This window comes from Kitasatospora sp. NPDC092948, assembly GCF_044754805.1.
In the GTDB taxonomy this organism is placed as follows: domain Bacteria; phylum Actinomycetota; class Actinomycetes; order Streptomycetales; family Streptomycetaceae; genus Kitasatospora.
Genome location: NZ_JBIVPU010000004.1, coordinates 82,399 through 107,881, shown reverse-complemented (window position 1 = coordinate 107,881; position 25,483 = coordinate 82,399). Strand labels below are relative to the sequence as shown.

General features: G+C 71.6%; 20 protein-coding genes and 3 tRNA genes. 1 reads left to right on the top strand and 22 read right to left on the bottom strand.

Translation table 11 applies throughout. The annotated features are described in order from the left end of the window. Positions 1-113 precede the first annotated feature (113 nt). From ACIQF6_RS14030 to ACIQF6_RS13960, 15 genes are all read right to left on the bottom strand, one after another. Entirely contained in the window at positions 114-2,978 is a 2,865-nt protein-coding gene (locus ACIQF6_RS14030) for a ComEC/Rec2 family competence protein (RefSeq protein ID WP_400894096.1), read from the bottom strand. Between the two features lie 306 nt (positions 2,979-3,284). Then, positions 3,285-4,484 (bottom strand): helix-hairpin-helix domain-containing protein, encoded by a 1,200-nt coding sequence (locus ACIQF6_RS14025; protein WP_400894094.1) that lies wholly within the window; start codon positions 4,482-4,484, stop codon positions 3,285-3,287. Positions 4,485-4,596: 112 nt separating this feature from the next. Beyond that, complete coding sequence (locus ACIQF6_RS14020) at positions 4,597-5,535, bottom strand: DegV family protein (RefSeq protein ID WP_400894092.1); 939 nt, start codon at positions 5,533-5,535, stop codon at positions 4,597-4,599. 116 nt (positions 5,536-5,651) lie between these two features. After that, entirely contained in the window at positions 5,652-6,431 is a 780-nt protein-coding gene (locus tag ACIQF6_RS14015; RefSeq protein WP_400894090.1) for a hypothetical protein, read from the bottom strand. 470 nt (positions 6,432-6,901) lie between these two features. Then, entirely contained in the window at positions 6,902-9,775 is a 2,874-nt protein-coding gene (gene leuS, locus ACIQF6_RS14010) for a leucine--tRNA ligase (protein WP_400894088.1), read from the bottom strand. A 453-nt stretch (positions 9,776-10,228) separates the two neighbouring features. After that, a complete protein-coding gene (locus ACIQF6_RS14005) occupies positions 10,229-11,521 on the bottom strand; it encodes a hypothetical protein (protein ID WP_400894086.1) in 1,293 nt (430 codons plus the stop codon). A 92-nt stretch (positions 11,522-11,613) separates the two neighbouring features. Beyond that, a tRNA-Ala gene (locus tag ACIQF6_RS14000) sits at positions 11,614-11,686 on the bottom strand. Positions 11,687-11,856: 170 nt separating this feature from the next. Beyond that, positions 11,857-11,929: transfer RNA gene (locus tag ACIQF6_RS13995), tRNA-Ala, on the bottom strand. 38 nt (positions 11,930-11,967) lie between these two features. Then, a tRNA-Ala gene (locus tag ACIQF6_RS13990) sits at positions 11,968-12,040 on the bottom strand. A 153-nt stretch (positions 12,041-12,193) separates the two neighbouring features. Continuing rightward, complete coding sequence (locus tag ACIQF6_RS13985; protein ID WP_400895316.1) at positions 12,194-12,841, bottom strand: histidine phosphatase family protein; 648 nt, start codon at positions 12,839-12,841, stop codon at positions 12,194-12,196. Next, entirely contained in the window at positions 12,838-13,275 is a 438-nt protein-coding gene (rsfS, locus tag ACIQF6_RS13980) for a ribosome silencing factor (RefSeq protein ID WP_030458222.1), read from the bottom strand. The genes ACIQF6_RS13985 and rsfS overlap by 4 nt, the downstream gene beginning before the upstream one ends. Before the next feature lie 138 nt (positions 13,276-13,413). Next, positions 13,414-15,657, bottom strand: a complete 2,244-nt coding sequence (locus ACIQF6_RS13975) for a LytR C-terminal domain-containing protein (protein WP_400894083.1) — start codon at positions 15,655-15,657, stop codon at positions 13,414-13,416. Positions 15,658-15,674: 17 nt separating this feature from the next. Beyond that, the gene (nadD, locus tag ACIQF6_RS13970; RefSeq protein WP_400894081.1) at positions 15,675-16,352 is read right to left on the bottom strand and encodes a nicotinate-nucleotide adenylyltransferase; all 678 of its coding nucleotides are present in this window, start codon (positions 16,350-16,352) and stop codon (positions 15,675-15,677) included. 103 nt (positions 16,353-16,455) lie between these two features. Then, complete coding sequence (locus ACIQF6_RS13965) at positions 16,456-16,605, bottom strand: hypothetical protein (protein ID WP_400894079.1); 150 nt, start codon at positions 16,603-16,605, stop codon at positions 16,456-16,458. Between the two features lie 293 nt (positions 16,606-16,898). Further along, positions 16,899-17,108: a hypothetical protein gene (locus tag ACIQF6_RS13960; RefSeq protein ID WP_400894077.1), complete on the bottom strand. Its 210-nt coding sequence runs from the start codon at positions 17,106-17,108 to the stop codon at positions 16,899-16,901. 213 nt (positions 17,109-17,321) lie between these two features. On the opposite strand from ACIQF6_RS13960, the gene ACIQF6_RS13955 reads away from it, so the two are divergent. Further along, positions 17,322-18,386, top strand: coding sequence for a M48 family metallopeptidase (locus tag ACIQF6_RS13955; protein ID WP_400894075.1), 1,065 nt, complete (start codon positions 17,322-17,324; stop codon positions 18,384-18,386). Between the two features lie 12 nt (positions 18,387-18,398). Here ACIQF6_RS13955 and ACIQF6_RS13950 read toward each other — a convergent pair whose 3' ends face one another. The 7 genes from ACIQF6_RS13950 to rpmA form a co-directional block, all read right to left on the bottom strand. Then, complete coding sequence (locus tag ACIQF6_RS13950) at positions 18,399-19,370, bottom strand: hypothetical protein (protein ID WP_400894073.1); 972 nt, start codon at positions 19,368-19,370, stop codon at positions 18,399-18,401. A 274-nt stretch (positions 19,371-19,644) separates the two neighbouring features. After that, positions 19,645-20,214 carry a hypothetical protein gene (locus ACIQF6_RS13945; protein ID WP_400894071.1) on the bottom strand — a complete coding sequence of 190 codons (570 nt, stop codon included), beginning with the start codon at positions 20,212-20,214 and terminating at the stop codon, positions 19,645-19,647. A 73-nt stretch (positions 20,215-20,287) separates the two neighbouring features. Next, positions 20,288-21,604, bottom strand: a complete 1,317-nt coding sequence (locus ACIQF6_RS13940; protein ID WP_400894069.1) for a glutamate-5-semialdehyde dehydrogenase — start codon at positions 21,602-21,604, stop codon at positions 20,288-20,290. Positions 21,605-21,689: 85 nt separating this feature from the next. Beyond that, positions 21,690-22,130 carry a hypothetical protein gene (locus ACIQF6_RS13935; protein WP_400894067.1) on the bottom strand — a complete coding sequence of 147 codons (441 nt, stop codon included), beginning with the start codon at positions 22,128-22,130 and terminating at the stop codon, positions 21,690-21,692. 79 nt (positions 22,131-22,209) lie between these two features. Beyond that, positions 22,210-23,346, bottom strand: a complete 1,137-nt coding sequence (gene proB / locus ACIQF6_RS13930) for a glutamate 5-kinase (RefSeq protein ID WP_400894065.1) — start codon at positions 23,344-23,346, stop codon at positions 22,210-22,212. Between the two features lie 277 nt (positions 23,347-23,623). Beyond that, entirely contained in the window at positions 23,624-25,084 is a 1,461-nt protein-coding gene (gene obgE, locus ACIQF6_RS13925) for a GTPase ObgE (protein WP_400894063.1), read from the bottom strand. A 103-nt stretch (positions 25,085-25,187) separates the two neighbouring features. Beyond that, a complete protein-coding gene (gene rpmA / locus ACIQF6_RS13920) occupies positions 25,188-25,445 on the bottom strand; it encodes a 50S ribosomal protein L27 (protein ID WP_014135732.1) in 258 nt (85 codons plus the stop codon). Positions 25,446-25,483: the final 38 nt, after the last annotated feature.

Below are 25,483 nucleotides of genomic sequence, written 5' to 3'. Positions count from 1 at the left end.
TCTGGTCCCGCCCGAGCGAGGTGAACCCACCCGCTCGGACGGGCGCTCTCCGTTCCGCTCGGCCCACCGGTTCCGACTGCCGCCCACACCGACGGGCCCGAGACACCTCGGCATCAGCCGTGGGCGGAGCGCAGGTGGGACGCCACGGCGAGGGACAGTGCATCCCCCAGCACCGCGATGTCCCCCACCCGGTCGGTGCGAACCACCGTCGCGCCCAGCGCCCTGAGCCCGGCCACCGTCCGCGGGGCCGGATGCCCGTACGGGTTGCCGGTACCGCAGGAGATCAGGGCGAGCCTCGGGCTCAACGCCGCCATCAACGCCCAGTCCTGGTTCGCCGATCCGTGGTGTGCCACCTTCAGCACGTCCACCCGCCCCAGCCTGGAAGAACCGGAAGAACCGGACGGACCGACAACGCCAGGAGGGTCGGGAGGACCGGGACCGGCGTAGCGGTCGACCGAGCCGACGGCACTCACCGTCGCCGTCCGACCGTCGGACGCAGTGTCCCTGCCATGCGCCGATGCCGGCTCCGTGCCCGGAGACGGAAGAGGGACGCGCTCGTCCGGTCGGGTCGGCGGCGGCAGGCCAAGGGCGAGCAGGGCCGCCTGCGCCGGGGGTTCCAGGTCACCCAGCAGGGCTACCCTGATCGCGGCAGCGGGTGGGCCGAGGGTAGCGAGGATCGCGATGCTGGAGTTGTTGGGACCGGTCGTGTCCGACGCCAATGGCGAAGACGGCCACACCACTTGCCAGGCGAGCTGATCGCCGGCCGCTCGGCGCTCGCCCCGTTGAGCCCGCAGTACCGGGACCCGGTCGTCGGCCGCCCAGCGCAGCACCCTGCTCCGTTCGCCTTCCGGCTCGTTCGATGACGTCACCTCGATCGCACCGACCGACCGGCCGCGCAGCACCCCGGGGATGCCTTCGACATGGTCGGCGTGGAAGTGAGTGAGGATCAGGACCGGCACCCTGGTCACTCCGAGTTCTCGCAGGCAAGCATCGGCCGATTTGGGGTCGGGCCCGGCATCCACCACCACCGCGCTGCCGGGCTCGACCGGCAGGACAGTCATGTCACCCTGGCCGATGTCGCACATCGCCAACCGCCAGCCCTGGACGGGCCACCCTGTCGCCAGCCGGCTGACGACAGGTGGACGCAGCAGAACGACCGGCAGCAGAACGGCGACCGCGAGCACCGACCACACCCTGGGTCGCCGGTGTCTGGACCGTCGTCCGCCCAGCAACGGCGGCAACGCCCAGGCCAACGCGACGATGACCACCACCAGCAGCGCCGACCCGAACAGGCCGCCGGGCCAAGCGAGTTCGGCACCGGGAAGTTCGGCTCCCCTTCGCGCGACGATCGCCAGCCACCCGACGGGCAGTGCGGCAAGGTCTGCCAGGAACTCGGCCGCCCCTTTCGAGACGGGGGCGACCGCGAGCGCGCCGAACCCGAGCAAGGTGGCGGGCGCGACCGCGATCTCCGCCAGCACGTTGCACGGAACTCCGACCAGGCTGATCCGCGGCGCCAGCAGGACGGTGACGGGGGAACAGAATGCCTGCGCCGCCGCGGTGGCGCCGACTGCTGACGCGAGATGGTGCGGCCAACGACGTGCCCGCAGCGCGGCCGTCCATCTCGGGCCGAGGATCAGCAGCCCTGCCGTGGCGAGAGCGGAGAGCAGGAACCCGAAGGATTGGGCCAGATAGGGATCCACCAGCACCAGGATCAGCACAGCACCGGCCAGGGTGGGCAAGCCCCGTCTCGGTCTACCGGTGGCGAGGGCCAACAGCCCGATCAGGCCGGCGGCAGCAGCTCTGAGCACGCTCGGATCGGGTCGACAGATGGTGACGAATGCCAGCGTCAGCCCCGTTCCGAGCAGTGCCGTCGCGCGGAAGGAGAGACCCAGCAGCCCGGCCAGCCCACCACGCCCGGGTGTATCCGGGTCGGCCGGAGTACCTCCGACCAGGACCGCCAGGATGATCGCCAGGTTGGCCCCGCTCACCGCCACCAGGTGCCCGAGGTCGGTGGCCCGAAATGCATCCGCCAGGTCGTCCGGAAGCCTCGTCACATCGCCCACCACCAGCCCGGGGAGCAAGCCGCGAACATCCGGCGGCAAATGATCGCAGGCGTCGCGAAGCCCTGTGCGGAGTCGGGCGGCCAAGCGTTGCGGGAGGCTGGGCGGCGCAAGAATCCTGGGCTGTCCTTGCGGGGCGAGCAGTGCTGCCGAGCCGGTCCGGGGCCGCGCGGCCGAGCCCTGGCCGGCGGAGGGGCTCGGCCGCTGCTCCGGCAGCACCTCTGCCTGCACCTCCAGTCGGGTGGAGGGCGTCAGCTGCTGCCACTGCCCCGCCTCCTGGGTTCGAATTATGAACGTGACGGGCGTTCTGGTCGCGGTGGAAGCCGCTTCCGTCTGCTCGGCGCCGACAGCCGGGCGGACGCGGGTGACGAGGGCAGCGACAGTGAGGGTCGGTTGGGAGAGGGCGCTGCCCCGGGTGTGCGACCCGTGCAGCTTGGGATCACCGGTGATGGTCGCCTCAACGGTGACCTCCGAGTTGGCTGTTCGTCTGCCTCCGGTTCGGGACGGCGGCGTTCGCCCGTCCTCGGAGTCGGGCTGAGCGGGCCCTTCGTCCGCGCCCGGGGGCTTCTCCCGGCCGCCCGGGGCGAGCGGTTCTCCCCCGACGGACGTCGGCGTTGGACGGGCCAGCGCGGGCAGCGGGCCACGGTGCAGGTCGGCGGTATGGAGGACGGTGGTGGTCGTCGCGGTGGCTGCGGTGAGCAGGGCAGCCGCTGCCAGTCGGTGGATCGAGCGGCGAGGTCCCTTCGAAGTGAGGAGGCCGAGGGCGATCACTCCACTCACCAACGAACCCAGGAGCAGCGTCGGGTGGTGTCTCGCGTCCAGGTCGAGGACTGCGGCGGTGACCAGCCACGCGGTGACGGCCGGGAGGAGAAGCCGGTAGTCGGCTCGGTCGGGGACAGCGGATGGCAGGGCCGGCATCGGACTTCTCCTCTCGGTGCGTTCGTTGGGCGGCTTGTCGATGTGGTGACTGACGGCGCAACAGCACGGCTGCCGTACCGACCGGAGCTGTGCGCGGAACGAGGGACTGATTGGAGGGGTGCGGGCCGAAGGCGAGGGGCAGCTCCGTAACTGGCAGGCGAGTTGTGGGTGGCGGCCGGTCGGGCCCGGACAGAGGTCGTGTGAGCGGCCTCGCCTTGTCGGCGGGTAGGGGCAGGGCTTCGCTCAGCAGGTCAGAGGAGCTGGTTCATGCGACAACCTCATGGCAGGAAAGGGGGGCGGTAGGGATCACAGCGTGAGAAGTGGCTTGAGGTCCTCGTACTTCCGGGGGCCGATGCCGGAGACGTGGCGGAGTTGGTCGAGGGACTGGAAGGGGCCGTGCGCGAGGCGGTACTGGAGGATGCGTTGGGCCAGGGCGGGCCCTACGCCCGGCAGCGAGTCGAGCTGTTCGGCGCTGGAACGGTTGAGGCTGACCGGTCCGGCGGAGGCGGCAGGGGCGCCACCGGGGGCGATTTCGGTACCCACGAGGATCTGTTCTCCGTCACTGAGCGGGCGGGCGAGGTTGAGGGGGCTGGTGTCCGTCCCTGGGATCGGGCCGCCGGCGGCGGTCAGGGCATCGGCGACCCGTGAACCTGCGGGGAGGGTTCGTAGGCCGGGGTGCTGAACCTTGCCGGCGATGTCGACGACCAGGGACGCACTGGAGGAATGGCGTACCGGTGCTCCTTCCGTAGCGGGCTCGGTTGTGGACTCGGTTGTGGACTCGGAGATGGAGATGGCGGGGACTGTGACGGGGTGCGGCCGACCCCACCAGAAGTGCTGCGCGGCGTAGCCGACGGCGAGAGCGAGCAGAACAGCGAGGCCGAGAACGGCACGGCGATCGAGGGCGAAGGCTGTGGGGATACGGAACCGCAGGGGCAGGTGCGGCCGGTCGGTGTGGTGTGACACAGCTGTGGGTTCGGTAGCTGACGGGATATCGAGCTCGGGTGGGTCCGGATCCGATTGGAGGTCGGCCCGGTCGTCCGGCGGGGGCTCGGGAACGGCGGGTGTCGACGAGTCGATGTCGGCTACGGGGGACGGCGGGTCTCTCTCCGGAGTCGTGCCTTGCCGGACCACGGGCCGTCCGAAGGCCGAATCGGTGAAGCTCGGGCCGGTCGTCGCTGCGGAGCGGGCGGCGACCCCGTACATCGCCAGAACGCGCGGCGACGACAGGGCGTAGGGCGGATCGGGAACGGTCGTCGCTCGCTCCACTGCCCGCTCCGGCTCGGAAGCGGTGCCGATCTCCGTACGGTCGGCAGGCACTGACGGCTCACCGCTGCGCACTTCCGCTGCCCCCACCTGCTCCGGGGCCCCGGAAAGCAGCTCGGCCCCCGGGCCAAGAGGCGGACCGAGATCGGCGGGCCGGGTGGGCGGGAAGAGCAGGCCGATGCGGGCCCGGGCAGTGGCGACGGTCTGACGACGACGGGTCTGGGGTGTGGTGATGGTCCTCATGGCGAGGACAGTAGGTCCGCCCTGACACCCGGTCAGGAAATTGGTCCGACCCTGTGGATAACCCGGCCCTGTGGATAACTCTCGTCGCTCGGACGAGCGAGTTTGGCGCCGCTCAGCGCGGGGACTCGACGACCGGCGCCACGACAACTGCCAGCAGACCTGGGCCGACGTGCGCACCGATGACAGCGCCGACTTCACTGACGTAGAGCTCGTTGATCGCCGGCACCCGCTCCCGCAGCCGCTCTGCCAGTGCCTCGGCCCGCTGCTCTGCGGCCAGGTGGTGGACGGTGATGTCCACCGGCTGTGCCCCCGCGTGCTCGACAGCGATCTCCTCGAGGCGGGCAATGGCCCGGGAGGCGGTGCGGACCTTCTCCAACGGCTCGATCCGACCGCCCGCGAGGTGCAGCAGGGGCTTCACAGCCAGCGCAGATCCGACCAGCGCCTGGGCGGTTCCGATCCTGCCTCCGCGCCGCAGATGCTCCAGGGTGTCGACGTAGAAGAAGCCATTGGTGACCTCGGCCCGCCGCTCGGCAGCGGATGCCACCCGGTCCAGGTCCGCCCCGGTGCCGTCACCGTCCTCATCGCTGCGCACATCGCCGCCCGCCTCGTCGCCGGCCGCACCTGCCCGGGCGGCGTCAAGGGAGTCGGCAAGCTCGGCGGCGGCCAGCACGCAGCTTCCCAGCGCCATGCCGACCAGTCGGCTGTCGACCACCCTGACCGGGATCGGTGCCGTGGCAGCAGCCAGCTGAGCCGCTTCCGCCGTGCCGGACAGTTCGGCAGACAGATGGATGGAGACGATTCCCCGCGCGCCGGCCTCGGCGGCGGCCCGGTAGGCGGCCGCAAATGTCTCGGGGCTGGGACGGGAGGTAGTCACCCGGCGCTTGGCCCGCAGGGCCTCGGCGACATCCTTCGGGGAGATCTCCACGCCCTCGGCGAAGACTTCGTCACCGACCGCGACGCTGAGCGGTACCACCTGGATACGGTGCCGGTCCACCGCTTCTTGGGGCAGATACGCGGTGGAATCCGTGACAAGTGCGAGGTGGCCGAGCATGAGGCGGAGGTTACCCTCCGCCGAGTCAGGATGACAGTGTCGCCCTGTGGCGGTTTGACCCCCACAACAGCGGGTAACCATCAGCTCGCGGACAGCAACCGCCTCGTGACGCGGGGTCAGCGGTGGTTGGGTCCGGCCGGGTTCGGCTTGCGCAGACGGTCGGCGAGGCGGGAGAGCGGCTCAGCAGCCAGCCCGAGCAGTTCCTCGGCGCTGGTCTGGCGGCCGGTGCCGATTCCCTTCCGGCGGTCGGCGGGGCCATCGGCGGAAGCGGCGGCACTCCGGGCGTCGCCGGTGGAGGCAGGGCCGGCCGCAAATCCGGAGCCGTGGTCCGCGGCGGGCTCGGCAGGGGTCCAGTGCCGCAGCGCTCCGGCTTCGTCCTGGCACTCCTGACTGAGGCGGGCGAGTTCGTCGTCGGCGAAGCGGCGCATGCGGTCCTGGGCGGCCCAGCGCAGGGAGTCCGCAGAGTGCGTGATCCGTTCGGCGCGCTCGCGCAGTTCGGGGAACTTGGCGGTGACTCGGCTGCTCATCGGCTCGCGTTCCAGCAGTCGCAGTTCGCCGTCGAGTTCGGCAGCGTGCGATTCGAGGCGGGCGAGGAGCTGGAGCGAGTCGCCGAGCTGACCGTCCTGCGGGAGCCCGCCCTGCAGGACCTGGCGGGTCGAGTCCAGCGCGGTGCGCAGGGACAGTCGGAGGCCGGCGATCCGTCCCTGGTCACCGGGCTTGGTGATGCTCTTCGCCCGGAGGGTGGCGTTCTCCACCGCCCGCTGGGCGGTGGAGCTGTGCCGCTCAACCTTGGCGGCCACGGCCTTGGCAGCCTTGACCGTCCCGACCACCGCCATCACCAGCAGCGTCACGCCGAGCAGCGCCACCAGCGCTACGACGACACCGACGGCTTCCATCGGGAGCCCACCTCCGCCCGTGACCGGCGGCGGCCCGCCCACTGCGGCCCGCCCTGTCCACCGGTCTCCACCGTAGCTCGGCCCGGCAGCGGGCAGCAGCCGTTCAACCCCTCGGAGAAAGGAGATCAGGGACAGCTCAGGGATTTCCCCCAAGCAATCACCCGGAGACCGCCAGTACACACCGCGCGATCGACACCCCGACGAAGAACGGAGCCATCTTGTTCGAGCTCTTCCACCGCATCCGGCCCGTCCGACGAGACAGACGAGTCGGACGAGTCAGGCAGGCCCGCAGCATCACCCGGATCCTTCACGCCCTGCCCCTGTCCGGATCGCTGTTGCTCACCCTCGTCGCTGGGTGCGCCGCCTCCCGCGAGTCGGACCTCCCGCGTCCACGGACGGCGAAGGGCCGGCCTCCCCGCGTTCGGGGCGACCGGCCCTACCGATCCGACGACGGCTCAGCAGAGGCGTCGTCAGCCGGTGACGATGTTCACCAGCTTCGGCGCGCGGGCGATGACCTTGCGCACCTCCGCGCCACCGATGGCCGCGACCACGGTCGGGTCGGCCAGGGCCAGCGCCTCCAGCTCGGCGTCCGAGATGGACGGCGAGACCTCCAGGCGGGCCTTGACCTTGCCCTTGATCTGCACGACGCAGGTCACGGTCTCGTCGACCACGTACGCCGGGTCGGCGACCGGGTAGTCGGCGAAGGCCAGCGACTGCTCGTGGCCCAGGCGACGCCACAGCTCCTCGGCGATGTGCGGTGCCAGCGGAGCGATCATCAGAACGATCTGCTCGGCGACCGAACGCGGCGTGGAGCCGCGCTTCACCAGGAAGTTGTTCAGCTCGATGGCCTTGGCCACCGCGGTGTTGAACCGCAGGTTGGCCATGTCGCCGCGGATGCCGTCGATCGTCTTGTGCAGCGCGCGCAGCGTCGCCTCGTCCGGCTCCTCGTCGGTCACCACCAGCTCGCCGGTGACCTCCGAGACGACGTTGCGCCACAGCCGCTGCAGGAAGCGGTAGGAGCCGACCACGGCGCGGGTGTCCCACGGGCGGGAGACGTCCAGCGGGCCCATCGCCATCTCGTACAGGCGCAGGGTGTCCGCACCGTACTCGTCGGAGATCTCGTCGGGGGCGACGGCGTTCTTCAGCGACTTGCCCATCTTGCCCGCCTCGCGGCGGACCGGCTCGCCCTGCCAGTAGTACTGGCCCTCGCGCTCCTCGACCTCTGCCGCGGGCACCGGGAAGCCCCGGTCGTCACGGTAGACGTCGGCGGTGATCATGCCCTGGTTGAACAGCTTGTGGAATGGCTCGACCGAGGAGACGTGACCCAGGTCGTGCAGCACCTTGTGCCAGAAGCGGGCGTACAGCAGGTGCAGCACCGCGTGCTCGGCACCGCCGACGTACAGGTCGACGCCACCGGCCGGCTTCTCGGCGGTCGGGCCCATCCAGTAGGCCTCGTTGGCGGGGTCGACGACCGAGGTGGAGTTGATCGGGTCGACGTAGCGCAGCTCGTACCAGCAGGATCCCGCCCAGTTGGGCATGGTGTTGGTCTCGCGGCGGTAGGTCTTCACGCCGTCGCCCAGGTCCAGTTCGACGTTGACCCAGTCCTCGTTGCGGGACAGCGGGGTCTTCGGCGAGGAGGTGGCGTCGTCGGGGTCGTAGGTGTGCGGCGAGTAGTCGTCGACCTCGGGGACCTCGACCGGCAGCATCGACTCCGGCAGGGCGTGCATCGCGCCGGTCTCGTCGTAGACGATCGGGAAGGGCTCGCCCCAGTACCGCTGACGGCTGAACAGCCAGTCGCGCAGGCGGAAGTTGACGGTGCCTTCACCGATGCCCTGCTCGGCCAGCCAGGCGGTCACCCGGGCCTTGGCGTCGACCACGGACAGGCCGTTCAGCGACACGCCGTCCCGCTCGGAGTTGATCAGTACCGAGTCGTAGGTGTCGAAGGCGTCGTCCCAGGTGTGCGGGTCCTCGCCACGCCCGTCGGTGGGCTGGACGACGCAGCGCATCGGCAGGTTGAACGCCTGCGCGAACGCGAAGTCGCGGCTGTCGTGCGCGGGGACGGCCATGATCGCGCCGGTGCCGTAGCCCATCAGCACGTAGTCGGCGATGAACACCGGGATCTGCTCGCCGCTGACCGGGTTGGTCGCGAACGCACCGGTGAAGACGCCGGTCTTCACCTTGGCGTCGGCCTGGCGCTCCACGTCGGACTTGGCGGCAGCGGCGGCACGGTACGCGGCAACGGCCTCGGCCGGGGTCGCGGCGCCACCGGTCCACTCGTCGCGGGTGCCGGCCGGCCACGCGGCCGGGACGATGGTGTCGACCAGGGCGTGCTCGGGGGCCAGCACCATGTAGGTGGCACCGAACAGCGTGTCGGGTCGGGTGGTGAAGACGGTGACGGTGTCAGCGCCGACGCCGAAGTCCACCCGAGCACCCTCGGAACGGCCGATCCAGTTGCGCTGCTGCAGCTTGATCGCCTCGGGCCAGTCCAGCAGGTCCAGGTCGCCGATCAGGCGGTCCGCGTAGGCGGTGATCCGCATCATCCACTGGCGCAGGTTGGACTTGAACACCGGGAAGTTGCCGCGCTCGGAGCGGCCGTCCGCGGTGACTTCCTCGTTGGCCAGCACGGTGCCCAGGCCGGGGCACCAGTTGACCGGCACCTCCTTGGAGTACGCCAGCCGGAAGTCACCCAGCACCTCGTCGCGCTCGACGCCGGACAGCTCGGCCCAGGCACGGCCGCCCGGCACCTCGCGCTCGCCGGACCCGAACTGGGCGACCAGCTCGGAGATCGGACGCGCCTTGCCGGCCTCCTCGTCGTACCAGGAGTTGAAGATCTGCAGGAAGATCCACTGCGTCCAGCGGTAGTACTCGGGGTCGATCGTGGAGATCGAGCGGCGCGAGTCGTGGCCCAGGCCCAGTCGGCGCAGCTGGCGCCGCATGTTGGCGATGTTGTCCTCGGTGGACACCCGCGGGTGCACACCGTGCTGCACCGCGTACTGCTCGGCTGGCAGGCCGAAGGCGTCGTAGCCCAGCGTGTGCAGGACGTTGTACCCGTTCATTCGCTGGAAGCGGGCGTACACGTCAGTGGCGATGTAGCCCAGCGGGTGACCGACGTGCAGGCCGGCACCCGACGGGTACGGGAACATGTCCATGATGAAGCTGTGGGGCTTCGCGGCGACGGCCGACCCGTCGGCCAGCGGGCCGGTCGGGTTGGGGGCGTTGAACGTCCCCTCCTTCTCCCACAGGTCCTGCCAGCGGGACTCGATCTCGGCGGCCAGCGCGGCGCCGTAGCGGAAAGGCTCGGTGGCGGCTTCGGCCGCGCCGGAAGCGGGGGTCGTCTCGCTCATGGTCCTTCAGGCTCCATCGTCATCAGTCAGCGAACAGGCCGTAGAAAGCAGAAAACCCCTCCGCAGGAGGGGACGCCACGCCGACTCCGGCACCCAAGCCGGTCCTGGTCAGCGCGGCCGGCTAAGAAGCAGGCGCACAGTTCGCATGGGCTCAGGGTACCGCACCCCTTCAACGCCCTTTCGCGTCACCGCGTCAATCCCCCGACCACGGTCGCAACCAGCTCGCCCGCCACTCCCACGACCGCTCCCCCGCCCATCTCCCCGGACCGACCGCCGACTCAGGCCGGTACCCCACCGGCTCAGGCCTGCGCCCCGACCACCCTCCCGAGCCAACCGCCCGCCCAGGCCGGCGCCGCACCTGCTCAGACCAGCGCCCGGCCCTCTCAGACCAGCGCCCCACCTGCTCAGACCAGCGCCCCGCCCGCCCAGGCCGGCGCCCCGCCCGGGCTCCCGCTATGCCTCCGCACGCATCGCGGAGTCGAACTCGCGCAGGGCCCGCGCCACTCGGGCGGACTGCATGCCGGCGGCGAGTCGGCGGGCCCGGTCGGCGGCCTGTTCGGCCTCCTTGCGTTCGCCGGTACGGCGGTAGGAGTCGGCGAGGCGCACCATCAACAGCGCCTTGACCCGGGCCCGTTCCGCGGTGAGCGTGTCGATCGCGCTCTGCAGCAGGCCTCGGGCCTGCTCGTGCTCGCCGAGCAGCAGGAAACCCTCACCGACCATGCCCTCAAGGTCGGCGCGCTCCTGGTCGTACCCGTCCAGCCCCTCCAGCACCCGGAACGCCCGCTCGGCGACTGCCTCGGCGCTGATCTGCTCGCCCTTGCGGCCGTGCGCCCGGGCGATCCGGCCGAGTTGCAGGGCCCGTTCACAAGGCGTCAGCACATCGTCGGCGGCGCGCAGCGCGGTGGACAGCATCGCCACCGGGTCCAGCCCCCGCCCGCCGGAGTTGTAGGTCGCCTGGACGGCGAGACAGCCGACCACGCCGACGCCGAGCCGGGGGTCGCCGGAGACGTGGGCGGCGCGCAGCGCGGCGACGAAGGCACGCTGCGCGGCGGCGTCGTTGCCCATGTCGTAGTTCGCCCAGCCGACCAGCCGGGCCAGCCTGCTGGCGGCCCCGTACAGTTCCCGGCCGAGTGGCTCGTCGTAGCTGCCCAGCTCCAACAGCTTTCCCACCATGGCGAGTTCGGCCCTGGCGAGGTCGAGGATCAGTCCGCCGCCGTAGGCGCGCTCCAGTCGCTGCTTGGAGTCGTAGGAGAGCCGCAGGTCGGCGAGCTGCTCGGGGGCGATCCGGAGTGCGCCCTCGCCACCGGTGACGGGCGGCGGCGGGGAGGCCCAGTGCCGGGCCGCCTGCTCCAGCTCGTCACCGCGGAACAGGTCGGTGAGCCGTACCGGAGCGCCGTCCGCGCCGGCCTCGCGAAGCGCGGTCTGTGCGGTGTCGGCGGTCCACGGATCCGTCAGCAGCCGGGGCGAGAGCATCTTGGCGCCCCGGTTGGAGCCCATCTGCCCCCACAGCTGCTCGTACGTGACGGCGATGCCGACGGAGCGGCCGAGAACCTCGCAGACGGTCTGGTCGTGCGGCGAGCGCGGCACCATGCCCCGGTCGCGCCACTTGTAGGGCGCGGTCGAGCTGATTGCCATGCCGGGCGGCAGCATCGCGTTCACCTCGCGGGCCAGCCGCTCCGGGCTCCATCCCAGCTGGTGGAGTATCCGGGCGAGCTCGTCGTTCCGTTTTCGCGCCAGATCGGCCATGGCACGACGGTAGCGGTCCCGCGCTCCGGGTGGCAGAGGAGTCGGGTGAACGACCGAAGGCCGCCCCTTGCGGGACGGCCTTCGGACTACTGTGGAGCTAAGGAGAATCGAACTCCTGACCTATTGCATGCCATGCAATCGCTCTACCAACTGAGCTATAGCCCCATGTTGTTGCTGCTGTCACCTGCGGTTTCCCTTGCGGTTCCCCCTGGCGACATCGGTAACTCTACACGGTCGGCGGCCCAGGCCCTAATCCGTTCCGGGCACCGCGCAACCACCCCCGGGAACACCGAAGGCCGCTACCCGTATCGGGTAGCGGCCTCGCGGAACTGCTGTGGAGCTAAGGAGAATCGAACTCCTGACCTATTGCATGCCATGCAATCGCTCTACCAACTGAGCTATAGCCCCGCAACACTGACGACCACTCACGGACCATCGGTGCGGAGTGGAGCTAAGGAGAATCGAACTCCTGACCTATTGCATGCCATGCAATCGCTCTACCAACTGAGCTATAGCCCCGCAGTCCCGCGACTCTCGCCCCCGGTTTCCCGTCTGCGTTCCTCGCTGCGAACGAGGAAAACTCTAGCTGGTCAGAGCCGGAACTGTGAAATCCGGGTCGCGCGGCCCCCCGGTCGCGCCCCTGGTCACACCTCGGATCTCCCCGGTCGCGACTCAGGTCTCGTCGCCGATGACCGGCTGCGGGAGCGTGCCCGCGTTGTGCTCCTGGAGCCGCCAGCCGCGCGCGTCCTGGCCGAGCACCGACCAGCAGCAGTTCGAGAGACCGCCGAAGCGCTCCCACAACTGCGGCTCCATGCCCAGCAGCCGGCCGATCATGGTGCGGATGGTGCCGCCGTGGCTGACCACCACCAGGATGCCGCCCTCGGGCAGCTTGTCGACGGCGTTCAGCACCACCGGGACGGCCCGGTCGGCCACCTCTGTGGAGAGTTCACCGCCGCCGCGCCGGACCGGCTCACCGCGGACCCAGGCCTCGTACTGCTCCGGATACCGCGCCCGGATCTCGGAGTTGGTGAGCCCCTGCCACTCCCCCGCGAAGGTCTCACGGAGACCCTCGTGGTGCTGCACCTCCAGGTCGGTGAGCGCGGCCAGCTCGGCGGCGGTGCGCCGAGCCCGCGTCAGGTCGGAGGAGACCAGCAGGTCGGGGCGGAGCGCAGCGAGCAGCCGCGCCGCCCGCTGCGCCTGGAACAGCCCCTGCTCGGTGAGATCCACGTCAGTGGTGCCCTGGAACCGCGATTCGAGGTTCCAGGACGTCTGGCCGTGCCGCCAGAGGACGATGCGCGGCCGCGCCGCCGACCGGCTCAGAGGTCGCCGCCGGAGACGGCATTGCCGGCAGCGTCGGTGACGGCGTTCTCCGGGCGGTTGCGGGTCGCCAGCGCGTCCTCGGGGAGGGGCAGCTCGGGGCAGTCCTTCCACAGGCGGTCGAGCGAGTAGAAGGAGCGCTCCTCGGAGTGCTGGACGTGCACCACGATGTCCAGGTAGTCGAGCAGGATCCAGCGGCCCTCGCGCTCGCCTTCCCGGCGCACCGGCTTGACGTCGAGCTTCTCGCGCAGCTGGTCCTCGATCTCCTCGGCGATCGCCCGGACCTGGCGGTCGTTGGCGGCGGAGGCGATCAGGAAGGCGTCGGTGATCGACAGCACCTCGCTGACGTCGAAGGCGATGATGTCGTGCGCCAGCTTGTCGGCCGCCGCCTGTGCGGCGACGGTGATCAGTTCCTGGCTTCGGTCGGTGACGGTCACGATGCTCTTCCGGATCGGCTGTGGGGATACCTTCCCAGGATCTCACGAACGCGCCGGGGCCCCGGAGTGATTTCCACCCCGGGGCCCCGCCCGCAGCGTCAGACGCGTCACCGACGTCACAGCGACGCCGCCACGGCGCTACTGCACGGTCTTCTGCGGCGGCTGGTAGTCCTTGCCGATCACCAGCACCAGGTCCGCGTTCTGCGGATCCGTGACCTTCTTCACCACGGAGTCGGGCAGGCCCAGGCTGGTCGCCAGGGTGAGTGCCGCGGGCTTCTTGGCGTCGTCGGTGTAGTGGATCTCGGAGGTCGCCTGCACCGGGGCCTTCGCACTGGACGGCACGGCGTCCATGCCGCTGTTGGTGACGGTCACCTGTGCCGTGGCTGCCGCGGTGTCGTTGCCGGAGGCGTTGACCACGGTGACGCGGGTGCTGCCGCCGCTGCCCTTGGCCTGGCCGAGGGTGCCGCCGAGGATGTCCTTCACCTGCTTGCCGGCGGTGGCGTCGTCCAGGGTGCCGTCCGGCTTCGCGATGAGCGTGGCGGTGGTCAGGTGGCCGCCCTTGGCCTGCTTGGCCAGGTTGACCAGGACGCCGGCCAGTGCGTTCTCCGGCAGCGACGGGTCGGCGACGGCGTTCATCCGGTGCACGTCGTCGACGGCGTCCGCCATGGTGACCGGCATCGTGTCGATCAGGGCCGCCATCACCTGCCCGAAGCGGGCGAGTTGGGCGTCCCGGGGCTCGCCGGGGGCCTGCAGCGTGGCGTAGTCGACGGCGGCGCGGCCGGACAGCAGGACGCCCTTGCCGGCCGCGGCGATCACCTTGCCGTCGGGCTTGTTGTTCTCGCGCACCTCGGCGTTGGTGTCCACCTTGACCCCGCCGAGCAGGGACACCAGCAGCTGCAGGTAGGGGGTGTCCAGCCGCCAGGTGCCAGCCACCTTGGCGCCGAGCAGGGAGGACAGGCCGTCGCGGGTGGCGGAGGCGCCGACCTCACTCATGGCCTGGCCGACGGTGGTGGTGGAGGTGTCGCCGTTGCTGGGCAGCTGGAGGGTGTCGGGGAGCATCAGCACGGTCGCCTTCTGCCCGCTCCGGTCGTCGACCAGCAGCGCGGTGGTGACCTTCTGCTGCGGGTCGATCAGGTGCACCACGTTGACGTACCGGCCGCCGGCCGCCTTGTTCGAGTCGTTGCCGTCGCCGAACGCGCCGGACCACCACAGGTAGCCCGCCGCACCGGAGGCCAGCACCGCCAGCACCACCACCAGCGCGATCAGCCGGTTGCGCAGCCTCCGCCGCCGCTCCGCCCGGACCTCGCTGCGGGACTCGGCGAACTTCAGCCAGTCGATGGCGTCCTCGGAGTCCTCCGTCACCTCGTCGACGAAGTTGAACTCGCCCGTGGTGTAGGAGTCGTCCGCAGCGCCCTTGGCCCGGGCTGCCGCCGCGGCCGCCGCCCGCCCGCCGACCATCTCGGACGGCTCGGCGAGCTCCTCGCCCACCGGCCCCGGCGGCGACGCCGTCGCGGCCGCCCGCGCCCGGGGCGGCAGCCCCGCACCGACCGGCGCCGCAAGCGGACTCACCGGAGGCACCGCCCGCCCGGCGGCCCCGGACTGCTGCGGCATCCGCCCCTGCGTCCCCGGTCGCTCGGTCGCCCGGCCGCCCGGCACCTGCCCGCCCGTCGGCTGCGTGCCCGGCGCCTGCGGCTGCTGCTGATAGAACCCCTGCGCGGGCTGCTGCCCGTAGGAGGGGTCGTGAGTCTGCTGCTCGTGGACGTCTCCGCCGGACTGCTGCCCGGCGCCCTGCTGGCCGCCGAACTGCCGTCCGTACCCGCCCTGTTCGAAACCCTGCGCCTCGTGGCCGCGCTGCGCGTACCCGTCCGGCTGCCCGTACCCGGACCGGTCGCCGCTGTACGGGTCCTGCCCGTACGCCCCGTGCTGCCCGGTCTGCGGCGTGCCCTGCTGGTCGTACCGTCCGTACGGATCGGCCTGCCCGTACCCGGACTGGTCGTACCCCTGCTGCCCGTATCCCTGCTGCGCGCTCCCGCTCTGCTGCGCGTTCCCGCCCCGGTGTCCGTACCCCTGCTGCGCGCGCCCGGAGTCGCCGTACCCGGAATCCCCGTACCCGCCGCCCTGGTCGTACCCGGCCTGCCCGTACCCGGACTGGTCGTAACCACCCTGGTCGTACCCCGCCTGCGCGTACCCGGTCTGCCCGTAACCACCCTGGTCGTACCCGGCCTGGCCGTACCCCGGCTGCTCGAACGCCTGCTGCTGGTAAGGCTGTTGTTCGGCCGACTGCTGCTCGTACCCCTGCGGGGGGTAGTACCCGGGCTGCTGCTGGTGGGGCGGTTGGGGCCGGCGGCCGTACCACTGGTCGTCGTCGGACGTTCCGGTCATGCCTTCCCTCCCGGGGATCAGGGCCGGGCCGACGCGTACAGCGCCCGCTTGTGGATGTAACGGACCACGCCGTCCGGCACCAGGTACCAGATGGGTTCGCCCTTGGCGACGCGCATCCGGCAGTCGGTGGAGGAGATGGCGAGGGCGGGCACCTCGACCAGCGAGACGCCGCCGACCGGCAGGCCGGTGTCGGAGAGAGTATGGCCCGGCCTGGTGCAGCCGATGAAGTGTGCGAGGTCGAAGAGTTCCTCGGAGGAGCGCCAGGAGATGATCTGGGCGAGGGCGTCGGCGCCGGTGATGAAGAAGAGCTCGGCGTCGGGGTGAAGGGCCTGCAGCTCACGGAGGGTGTCGACGGTGTAGGTGGGGCCGTTGCGGTCGATGTCGATCCGGCTGACCGAGAACTGCGGGTTCTCGGCGGTGGCGATCACCGTCATCAGGTAGCGGTCCTCGGCCGGCGAGACATCCCGGTCGGACTTCTGCCAGGGCTGCCCGGTGGGGACGAAGATCACTTCATCCAGGTGGAAGGCGCTGGCCACCTCGCTCGCGGCGACCAGGTGTCCGTGGTGGATGGGGTCGAAGGTGCCGCCCATCACGCCCAGTCGGCGTCGCCCGTGCGGCGCACTGCCCGGCGCACTGACCGGCGAGGGGGTGCCCGACGCGGTGTCCGTCCCGGAGGTGTCGACCTGCTCTCTCATGGCGCCACACCTTACGCGACCCGGATGTCCCGGGGATTCCGCCCGTTCGCGGGCCCCGGGCACTCCGTGTCCGGCCGCCGCGGCGGGCGGCGGCGCGCCCGGCTCAGCGGTCGCGGTTGAAACGGGTGGTGACGAACAGCAGGAGGAGCAGGATGAACAGCGCCGCGCCGCCCGTCAGGAAGGGGTTGAGGCTGTCGTGGTTTCCGCCCTCCTCGGCGAGGTGGACGAGGGTGGGCAGGGCAGCAGAGGTCATGATCGGCGGGACCTTCTCGGCTCGGTGTGAGGACCAGGCGGTCACGGACCGTGTGGCCCGCGGGCCTCATCGTACGGGGACCTGACACGCAACCGCTCGGCGGCCCACCGCGTCTGACCACCCGTGACCCGCCCCGGGTCTCCACCAGGTCTTCACCCGGTCACCGCTCCCAGTCGCCAGTCACCGGCAACCGCTCACCAGCCGTCAGTCCCCGACCAGGCACCGGCCGGTCACCGGCCACCTGCCACCGGTCCCGCCGCCCGGAACGGCAACGCCCCGGCCGGGGCCCTCGCTCAGCCCCGCTCGGCGGCCTCGGCCGCTTCGGCGAGGGCCTGCTCGCGCGCGGCCTCGCGCTTGGCACCGTCGCGGCCGGCCCGGGCGATCGCCCACACCAGCAGGCCGACACCGACGAAGGAGGCGATCAGGATGATCCTCAGGAACAGGCCGGGGCCGCTCTCGCTGGAGATCGGTCCGGCGAGCTGGACCAGGTCGGCAGGGGACATCACAGGGCTCCTTTTCGGTACGGCACAGCCAGAGTAGACCCGTTTATCACCGTTCCCGCCCCCACACCCCGTCCGGTACACCCCCTTCGAGTCGCGGCACGGTCGGCGTACCGTGGCGCGCGGGGACGAGTGCGGACACAACGACGTTAAGAGGAAAGCAGCGGGGGCCGGCCACGGGAGCCGGTGCCGGCGTCGATCCAGGAGAGGTACTCAATGACCGACATGACCAAGGGCAACGCGCCGAGCCGCCGCCGCCAGCGGTTCCCGGAGATCTCCACCCGCGCCTGGGAGCACCCGGCGGACCGTTCCGGGCTGGTGGCACTGCGCAAGCTGAGCGGTTTCGACGACATCCTGAAGAAGCTGGCCGGGCTGGTGTCCGAGCGCAGCGTGCGGCTGCTGTTCCTGGCCACGGCGGTCAAGACGTCGGAGCGTCAGTTCCCGGAGCTGTACGACATGGTGCGGGACGCGGCGTACGTGCTGGACCTGGAGAAGGTCCCGGACCTGTACGTGACCCAGGACCCGAAGGTCAACGCGTACTGCATCGGCATGGACACCCCGGTGATCGTGGTGACCACCGGTCTGATCGAGCTGATGGACGAGGAGGAGCTGCGCGCGGTGATCGGCCACGAGGTCGGTCACGCGATGTCGGGGCACGCCGTCTACCAGACGATGCTGCTGATCCTCACCAACCTGGCGGCCCGGATCGGCTGGCTGCCGCTGGGCAACCTGGCGATCACGGCGGTGATCACCGCGCTCAAGGAGTGGTTCCGCAAGGCCGAGCTCTCCAGCGACCGGGCCGGTCTGCTGGCCGGCCAGGACCTGCAGGCGTCGATGCGCGGTCTGATGAAGCTGGCCGGCGGCGCGAACATGGCCGAGATGAACGTGGACGCGTTCCTGGAGCAGGCCGCGGAGTACGACAAGGCCGGCGACCTCCGCGACAGCGTGCTGAAGCTGCTGCAGGTGCTGCCGCAGACCCACCCGTTCGCGGTGGTGCGGGTGGCGCAGCTGAAGAAGTGGGCGGAGAGCGAGGAGTACCGGTCGATCATGGCAGGCGCCTACCCGCGCCGCGGGGACGACCCGGACACCTCGATCGGCGCGCAGTGGAAGGCGGCCGCCGACTCGTACTCGCAGTCGGTGAAGGAGAGCAAGGACCCGCTGATGGGCCTGCTGCGCGATCTCGGCAACGGCGTCGGCACGGTCGGCGGCAAGCTCCGCGACACCTTCACCGGTGCCGGCCGCACCAACGGAAACGCGGAGAAGAGCGAGCAGCAGGACTGACCGGGGAGGGTCTCAGCCGGTGATCGGCCCGAGCACCCCGCAGGTCTGCCAGGCCGGCTTGCTGTGGTCGCTCGGGTTCACGGCGGGCGGGGTGCTCGGCTGCACGCCGCCCGCGGTGGCCAGCACCGGCTGCAGGTAGTCGCTCTGCACGGCGCCGCAGGAGGTGGGCCCGGCCTGGACGGTGGAGTCGACCACCCGGATGCGTCCGGCGTCCAGGTCGGCCCGGTCGACGTCGATCCGCACCTCCCGGCGCACCGCGTACAGGGTGACCGAGGAGTCGCTGGTGGTGCCGGCCGGGCGCAGCGCGTACACCAGGGTGTGGTCCGCGGTGATCTCCAGCGTGCCGGAGTCGACCTCGCCGACCTGGACGGCGCCGGTGACCTTCACGGTGTCGCTGGCCAGCGCGACCTGCCCGGGGTCGAAGCGGACCATCCAGCCGGTGGCGGCGTGCTGCTGGTCGTCGCGCGGCGTGTTGACGCTGTCGTCGTACTGGGCGAGTTCGCCGGGCGTGAGCAGCGAGCGGACCTGGCCGGTCTCGTTGGCGGTCAGCGTGGCCGGGGTCAGCTCGGAGACCACCAGGTAGTGCTGGGCGGAGTCCAGGGCCCGCTGCACGTCGGTCCCGGCGAAGTGCGCGGTGGCCGAGGCGGGCGGCATGCCGAGGCCCGCCTGGCCGTCCGCGTAGCCGGCCGGAAGCGCGGCGAACGGGTGCGCCGGGTCGGGGACGGCGCCGACCGTACCGGACGGGCTGAGCGGGGCGACGGCGGCGGTCAGCTGGGTGCCGCTGGGCGGGACGGCCGCTCCGTGCGGCGCGCTGATGCCGAAGTAGACGGCCGCGGCGAACGCCATCACCACCACCAGCAGCAGGATCACGGCCTGCCGGGGCAGCGACCCGAACGGGCCCCAGCCGCGCATCCGGGTGGCCCGTCCGAGCGCGCCGGTCAGCCGTTCCTGCGCCGACAGCTCCTGGATCCGGGCAGCTTTCACGAACGATTCGTCGAAGACGACGGACCGGAACTCGTCATCGTCGGAACCACCCTGGGGCGTGCCATCGGGAGGCTCGCGCCGGTCACCCATGAGACCAGGGTAGGCTCGGGGGCCGCCCGCGACGAGGGGTGGGCGGGTAACGAGAGTGCCACGGCGAGTGATCGCCAGCGCGCCCGCGGGCCGGTCAGCCCACCGTCACAGCCCGGCCAGCCCGCCGATACGACCACCGTCACAGCCCGGCCAGCCCGCCGACACGCCCACCGTCACAGCCCGGTCAGCCCGCCGGTACGGCCACCGTCACGGGCGGGTGCACGAAGGGCGTCGCGCCGGGGCTGCTGGTCCCGCTGGACGGCCGGGCCGGCGACTCCTGGCTGCCGCCGACGCCGCGGTACACGGCGGCGACGGCCAGCGCGATCACGCCGACGCCCATCACCAGGGCCAGCACCCACGCCACCGGCCGGTGCCAGCGCTGCTGGGCGACCGTGCCGCCGCGCAGCGGGTCGAAGGCGCGCAGCCGGGAACGGCGGGTCCGCCGGTGCTGCCGGTCGCCGCCCGACCACGGGTCGGGGTAGAAGCGGTCGTCGTCCAGTCCGCCGGGCAGCGGGCGCAGCTCCAGCGGCAGCACCTCGCTCCCGGAGGTGAACTCGTAGCTCCGAGCCGCACCGGCCTGATCCGGCTCGAACCTGGTCTCGGCGGCGGCGAGTTGCCGCTCCCGGGCGCTCGGCTCGTGCACGGCGGCGGAGCGGACGAAGCTCTCGTCGAAGACCACGGTGGCGAACTCGTCGTCCGCACCACCGTGGTCGGCGCCGTCGGAGTACGGCGAGCCCCCCACATCCTCAGCCACGGAACTCAATGTATTACCGGCCGGGGCGTTTGTCTGTGGGTCGGGCCGATCGGGTCCGAGACTCCTGCGGCATTCAGTCGCCGAGGCCGCCGACGGTCTGCCGGGCCTCGCCGCGCACGTGCCCGTCGCCGGTGACGATGTACTTGGTGCTGGTCAGCTCCGGCAGGCCCATCGGGCCGCGGGCGTGCAGCTTCTGGGTGGAGATGCCGATCTCCGCGCCGAAGCCGAACTCACTCCCGTCGGTGAACCGCGTCGAGGCGTTGACGGCCACCGTGGTGGAGTCGACGAGCTGGGTGAAGCGGCGGGCAGCGGCCTGCGAGGTGGTGACGATCGCCTCGGTGTGGCCGGAGGACCAGCGGCGGATGTGCTCCACGGCCGCGTCCAGCGAGGGCACCACGGCGGCCGCAAGGTCCAGCGACAGGTACTCGGCCCCCCAGTCCTCCTCGGTCGCCGGGACGGCCGTCACGCCGGTGCCCTCGGCGGCCTTCAGCACCGCGTCGTCGCCGTGCACGGTGACGCCGGCCTCGGCGAGGGCGGCCAGCGCGAGCGGCAGGAAGGCGTCCGCGACGTCCTGGTGCACCAGCAGCGTCTCGGCGGCGTTGCAGACGCTGACCCGCTGGGCCTTGGAGTTCAGCAGCACGCCGACGGCCATCGCCAGGTCGGTCCGGGCGTCCACGTACACGTGGCAGTTGCCGGTGCCGGTCTCGATCACGGGGACGGTGGAGCCCTCCACCACGGTGCGGATCAGCGAGGCGCCGCCGCGCGGGATCAGCACGTCGACCAGGCCGCGGGCGCGCATCAGCTGCTGCACCGACTCCCGGCTCTCCCCCGGCACCAGCTGGATCACGTCGGCCGGCAGGCCCGCCCCCGAGACGGCCGCGCGCAGCACCTCCACCAGCGCCGTGTTGGAGCGGTACGCCGAACCCGAGCCGCGCAGCAGCACCGCGTTGCCGGACTTCAGGCAGAGCGCCGCGGCGTCCACCGTGACGTTCGGCCGGGCCTCGTAGATGATGCCGACCACGCCGAGCGGCACCCGCACCTGGCGCACGTCCAGGCCGTTCGGCAGCGTGTAGCCGCGCACCACCTCGCCCACCGGGTCGGGCAGGCCGACCACGCTGCCGACGTCGGACGCGATGGCGGCGATCCGCTCCTCGGTCAGCGTCAGCCGGTCGATCACCGACTCGGCGGTGCCCGCGGCACGGGCCCGGGCGACGTCCTCGGCGTTCGCGGCGGTGATCTCCCCGGCCCGGGCGACCAGCGCGTCCGCGATCGCCAGCAGCGCGGCGTCCTTCACCGAACGCGGCACTGGTGCCAGGGCGGCAGCCGCCTCCCGGGCACGGCGCGCGGCGGCGAGGACGGGGCTGTCGGCAGTGGCGGTGAGGTCGCTCATGCGGCAAGCCTAGCGAGACACCGACCCCGCCCAGGTGTACATTTCGCCCGCTGAGACGCCGCCGGGACGCCGCCGCGGCGTCCCGTCAGTACGGGTGCACCCCGCCCAACTGCGGCAGCGGGCCGCCGAAACCCTCCGCGACCCGCTTGTGGTACGTCGGGCGGTCCACCACCTCCAGGCCGACGATCTCCCACGCCGGGAGCTTGGCGCTGGCCTTGTGCTCGCCCCACAGCCGCAGCGCGATCGCCGCCGCGTCGTGCAGGTCCCGGGCCTCTTCCCAGTACCGGACCTCGGCGTGGTCGGCGGCATAGCGGGCCGTCAGGAAGAACGAATGGTCGTGCGCCAGCTTCTCCAGCGCCGTCCGCAGCTCCGGCAGCGGCGTCGGCGCCCCGGCGACACTCAGCACCACGTGCCACAGCCGGCCCTGCTCCGCCTCCTGCTCCTCGACGCCCCGGCCGCCCTCGATGCTGGTGAGCCGCCGCTCGGACTTCTGTCCCGGCAGCGCTTCCTCCCGCCTGCGAACCACCGGCGGCCTCCCATTCAGCGTGTCGCGCGGGCCCCCCGGCCCGCTGCTCCCACCCCCCGTACCGGCCCCGCCGCCGCGCTCAGGCGCGCAGCACCACCAGGTCGTCACGGTGGACGACCTCGCGTTCGTACGCGGCACCGAGCTCCTGGGCCAGCTCTCGCGTGGACCTGCCGAGCAGACGGGGCAACTCCCTCGCATCAAAGTTGACCAGTCCGCGGGCGACGATGTGACCGTTTTCGCCAAGAAGGTCGACCGGATCACCCGCGACGAACTCCCCCTCCACCCCGGTCACCCCGGCCGGGAGCAGCGACTTCCCACCGTGCACCACGGCCGCCACCGCACCGTCGTCCAGGGTCAGCGTGCCGCGCGGCGAGGACGCGTGCTCCAGCCACAGCAGTCGGTCCGCGGAGCGGCTGCCGGTGCGCAGGAACAGCGTGCCGGTGGGCCGGCCCGCCAGCGCGTCGGCCGCCTGGCTGGCCGCCGTCAGCACCACCGGGATACCCGCGCCGGTGGCGATCCGGGCCGCCTCCACCTTGGTCACCATGCCGCCGGTGCCGACGCCCGCCCGGCCGGCGCTGCCGATCTCCACGCCCGCCAGGTCCTCCGGGCCGCGCACCACGTCGAGCCGGCTGCTGCCGGGCTTCGACGGGTCGCCGTCGTACAGGCCGTCCACGTCGGACAGCAGCACCAGCAGGTCGGCCCGCACCAGGTGCGCCACCAGCGCCGCCAGCCGGTCGTTGTCGCCGAACCGGATCTCGGCGGTGGCCACCGTGTCGTTCTCGTTGACGATCGGCATCGCACCCATCGTCAGCAGCTGCTCCAGCGTCCGGAACGCGTTGCGGTAGTGCGCCCGCCGGCTGGCGTCCTCGGCGGTCAGCAGCACCTGCCCGACCCGCACCCCGTACCGCGCGAACGACGCGGTGTAACGGGCCACCAGCAGCCCCTGCCCGACACTGGCCGCCGCCTGCTGCCGGGCCAGGTCCTTGGGCCGCTTCTCCAGCCCGAGCGGCGCCAGACCGGCCGCGATCGCACCGGACGAGACCAGCACGATCTCCGGCGCGTCCTTCCCCGCCCGCGACTTCGCCAGCGCGTCCACCAGGGCGTCCACCCGGTCCGCGTCCAGCCCGCCGGCGGCGGTGGTCAGCGACGACGAACCGACCTTCACCACGATCCGCCGAGCCGAGACGACCTCCTCGCGGAGCAACTGATCCACCATCAGTCCGACCCTTCCGACACGACGTCCTGTACGCCCGCAATGTAGCCATTCGGCAAGCGAGGGACGAAATCGGTGCAGGACGTGAGACGGGAACAGCCCGGAGGACGCGAGGGCGGGCGCGCACCGAAACAGGGGCGCGGGGTACCGTGCGAGCAACGGACGCCGACCGGCAAGGTCGCGGACACGAGCAACTCATTGCCCGCGTCGCGACCTTGCGGTCGGGTGCCTTCCGCTGCGCGCCGTACCCCGCGCCCCTGCTTTCGCGCCCGCTCGCGCGTTACTGGTCCAGCTCTTCCCGGCCGGAGCTGAGCGCCTCGAAGTCCAGGTACTCCTGCTCCGCCGCGTCCCGGCCGCGCTGCTTCTCGCGGCGGCGGTCGACGGCCGGCCGCTGGGTCTCGAAGCGGTGGTCCTCGCCGCGGCGGCCGAGCATCTCCGCGCCGGCGGCCATGGTGGGCTCCCAGTCGAAGACGACGGCGTTCTCGTCGGGGCCGATGATGACGGTGTCGCCCTCCCTGGCGCCGACCTTCCAGAGCTCCTGCTCGACGCCGAGGCGGGCGAGCCGGTCGGCGAGGTAGCCGACGGCCTCGTCGTTGGCGAAGTCGGTCTGGCGGACCCAGCGTTCGGGCTTGATGCCGCGGATGCGGTACGCGCCGTCCTCTTCCTCGATGGTGAAGCCGGCGTCGTCCACGGCGGTCGGCCGGATGACGATGCGGGTGTTCTCCTGGACCGGCTTGGCCGCGCGGGCGACGGAGACGATCTCGGCGAGGGCGAAGGAGAGCTCGCGCAGGCCCTTGTGGGCGAGCGCGGAGACCTCGAAGACCCGGTAGCCGCGCTCCTCCAGCGAGGCGCGGGTGAGGTCGGCGATGTCCTGGCCGTCCGGGACGTCTACCTTGTTGAGGGCGACCAGTCGCGGCCGGTCCTCCAGGCCGCCGTACTGGGCGAGTTCGTCCTCGATGGTCTCCAGGTCGGTGAGCGGGTCGCGGCCCGGCTCCAGGGTGGCGCAGTCGAGGACGTGGACGAGCACCTCGCAGCGCTCGACGTGCCGCAGGAACTCCAGGCCGAGGCCCTTGCCCTGGCTGGCGCCGGGGATCAGGCCGGGCACGTCGGCGATCGTGTAGACGGTCGAACCGGCGGTCACCACACCGAGGTTGGGGACGAGGGTGGTGAACGGGTAGTCGGCGATCTTCGGCTTGGCGGCGGAGAGCACCGAGATCAGCGAGGACTTGCCGGCGCTCGGGTAGCCGACCAGCGCGACGTCGGCGACGGACTTGAGCTCCATCACGATGTCGCGGGCCTCGCCGGGCTCGCCGAGCAGCGCGAAGCCGGGGGCCTTGCGGCGGGCGGAGGCGAGCGCGGCGTTGCCGAGGCCGCCGCGGCCGCCCTGGGCGGCGACGAAGGTGGTGCCGTGGCCGACCAGGTCGGCCAGCACGTTGCCCTTGCGGTCGAGCACGACGGTGCCGTCCGGGACGGGCAGGATCAGGTCCTGGCCCTCGGCGCCGGTGCGGTGGCCGCCCGCGCCGGGCTTGCCGTTGGTGGCCTTGCGCTTGGGCGAGTGGTGGTACTCGAGCAGCGTGGTGACCTGGGAGTCCACCACCAGGGTCACCGAGCCGCCCTCGCCGCCGTTGCCCCCGTCGGGGCCGCCGAGCGGCTTGAACTTCTCGCGGTGCACGGAGGCGCAGCCGTGGCCTCCGTTACCCGCGGCGACGTGCAGTTCGACGCGGTCCACGAAGGTGGTCATGTGTCTGCCTCCTGTGCGAAGAAGAAAAGTGGTCCTGCAGGTAAAGCACGAAGGGTGGGCCCGGATAGTCCCGGCCCACCCTTCACAGCGAGTCTGTACAGACTCAGGCCTCGACGGCCACGATGTTGACGACCTTGCGGCCGCGACGGTTGCCGAACTGAACGGCACCGGCGGTCAGCGCGAACAGGGTGTCGTCGCCGCCACGGCCGACGTTCGCACCCGGGTGGAAGTGGGTGCCACGCTGGCGAACGATGATCTCGCCGGCGGAGACGACCTGACCGCCGAAGCGCTTCACGCCGAGGCGCTGGGCGTTCGAGTCACGACCGTTGCGAGTGGAACTCGCACCCTTCTTGTGTGCCATCTGGCTATCCCCTTTCTAGGAAGACCGCAGTAAGTGTG

Bases quoted from the DNA above. Each gene is read 5' to 3' on its own strand.
- ACIQF6_RS13975 (WP_400894083.1), bottom strand. From the start codon at position 15,657: ATGACCGGAACGTCCGACGACGACCAGTGGTACGGCCGCCGGCCCCAA.
- proB (WP_400894065.1), bottom strand. From the start codon at position 23,346: ATGGTGGATCAGTTGCTCCGCGAGGAGGTCGTCTCGGCTCGGCGGATC.
- ACIQF6_RS14025 (WP_400894094.1), bottom strand. From the start codon at position 4,484: ATGAGGACCATCACCACACCCCAGACCCGTCGTCGTCAGACCGTCGCC.
- ACIQF6_RS14015 (WP_400894090.1), bottom strand. From the start codon at position 6,431: ATGGAAGCCGTCGGTGTCGTCGTAGCGCTGGTGGCGCTGCTCGGCGTG.
- ACIQF6_RS14030 (WP_400894096.1), bottom strand. From the start codon at position 2,978: ATGCCGGCCCTGCCATCCGCTGTCCCCGACCGAGCCGACTACCGGCTT.
- ACIQF6_RS13965 (WP_400894079.1), bottom strand. From the start codon at position 16,605: ATGACCTCTGCTGCCCTGCCCACCCTCGTCCACCTCGCCGAGGAGGGC.
- leuS (WP_400894088.1), bottom strand. From the start codon at position 9,775: ATGAGCGAGACGACCCCCGCTTCCGGCGCGGCCGAAGCCGCCACCGAG.
- ACIQF6_RS13940 (WP_400894069.1), bottom strand. From the start codon at position 21,604: ATGAGCGACCTCACCGCCACTGCCGACAGCCCCGTCCTCGCCGCCGCG.
- nadD (WP_400894081.1), bottom strand. From the start codon at position 16,352: ATGAGAGAGCAGGTCGACACCTCCGGGACGGACACCGCGTCGGGCACC.
- ACIQF6_RS13955 (WP_400894075.1), top strand. From the start codon at position 17,322: ATGACCGACATGACCAAGGGCAACGCGCCGAGCCGCCGCCGCCAGCGG.
- obgE (WP_400894063.1), bottom strand. From the start codon at position 25,084: ATGACCACCTTCGTGGACCGCGTCGAACTGCACGTCGCCGCGGGTAAC.
- rpmA (WP_014135732.1), bottom strand. From the start codon at position 25,445: ATGGCACACAAGAAGGGTGCGAGTTCCACTCGCAACGGTCGTGACTCG.
- ACIQF6_RS14005 (WP_400894086.1), bottom strand. From the start codon at position 11,521: ATGGCCGATCTGGCGCGAAAACGGAACGACGAGCTCGCCCGGATACTC.
- ACIQF6_RS13960 (WP_400894077.1), bottom strand. From the start codon at position 17,108: ATGTCCCCTGCCGACCTGGTCCAGCTCGCCGGACCGATCTCCAGCGAG.
- ACIQF6_RS14020 (WP_400894092.1), bottom strand. From the start codon at position 5,535: ATGCTCGGCCACCTCGCACTTGTCACGGATTCCACCGCGTATCTGCCC.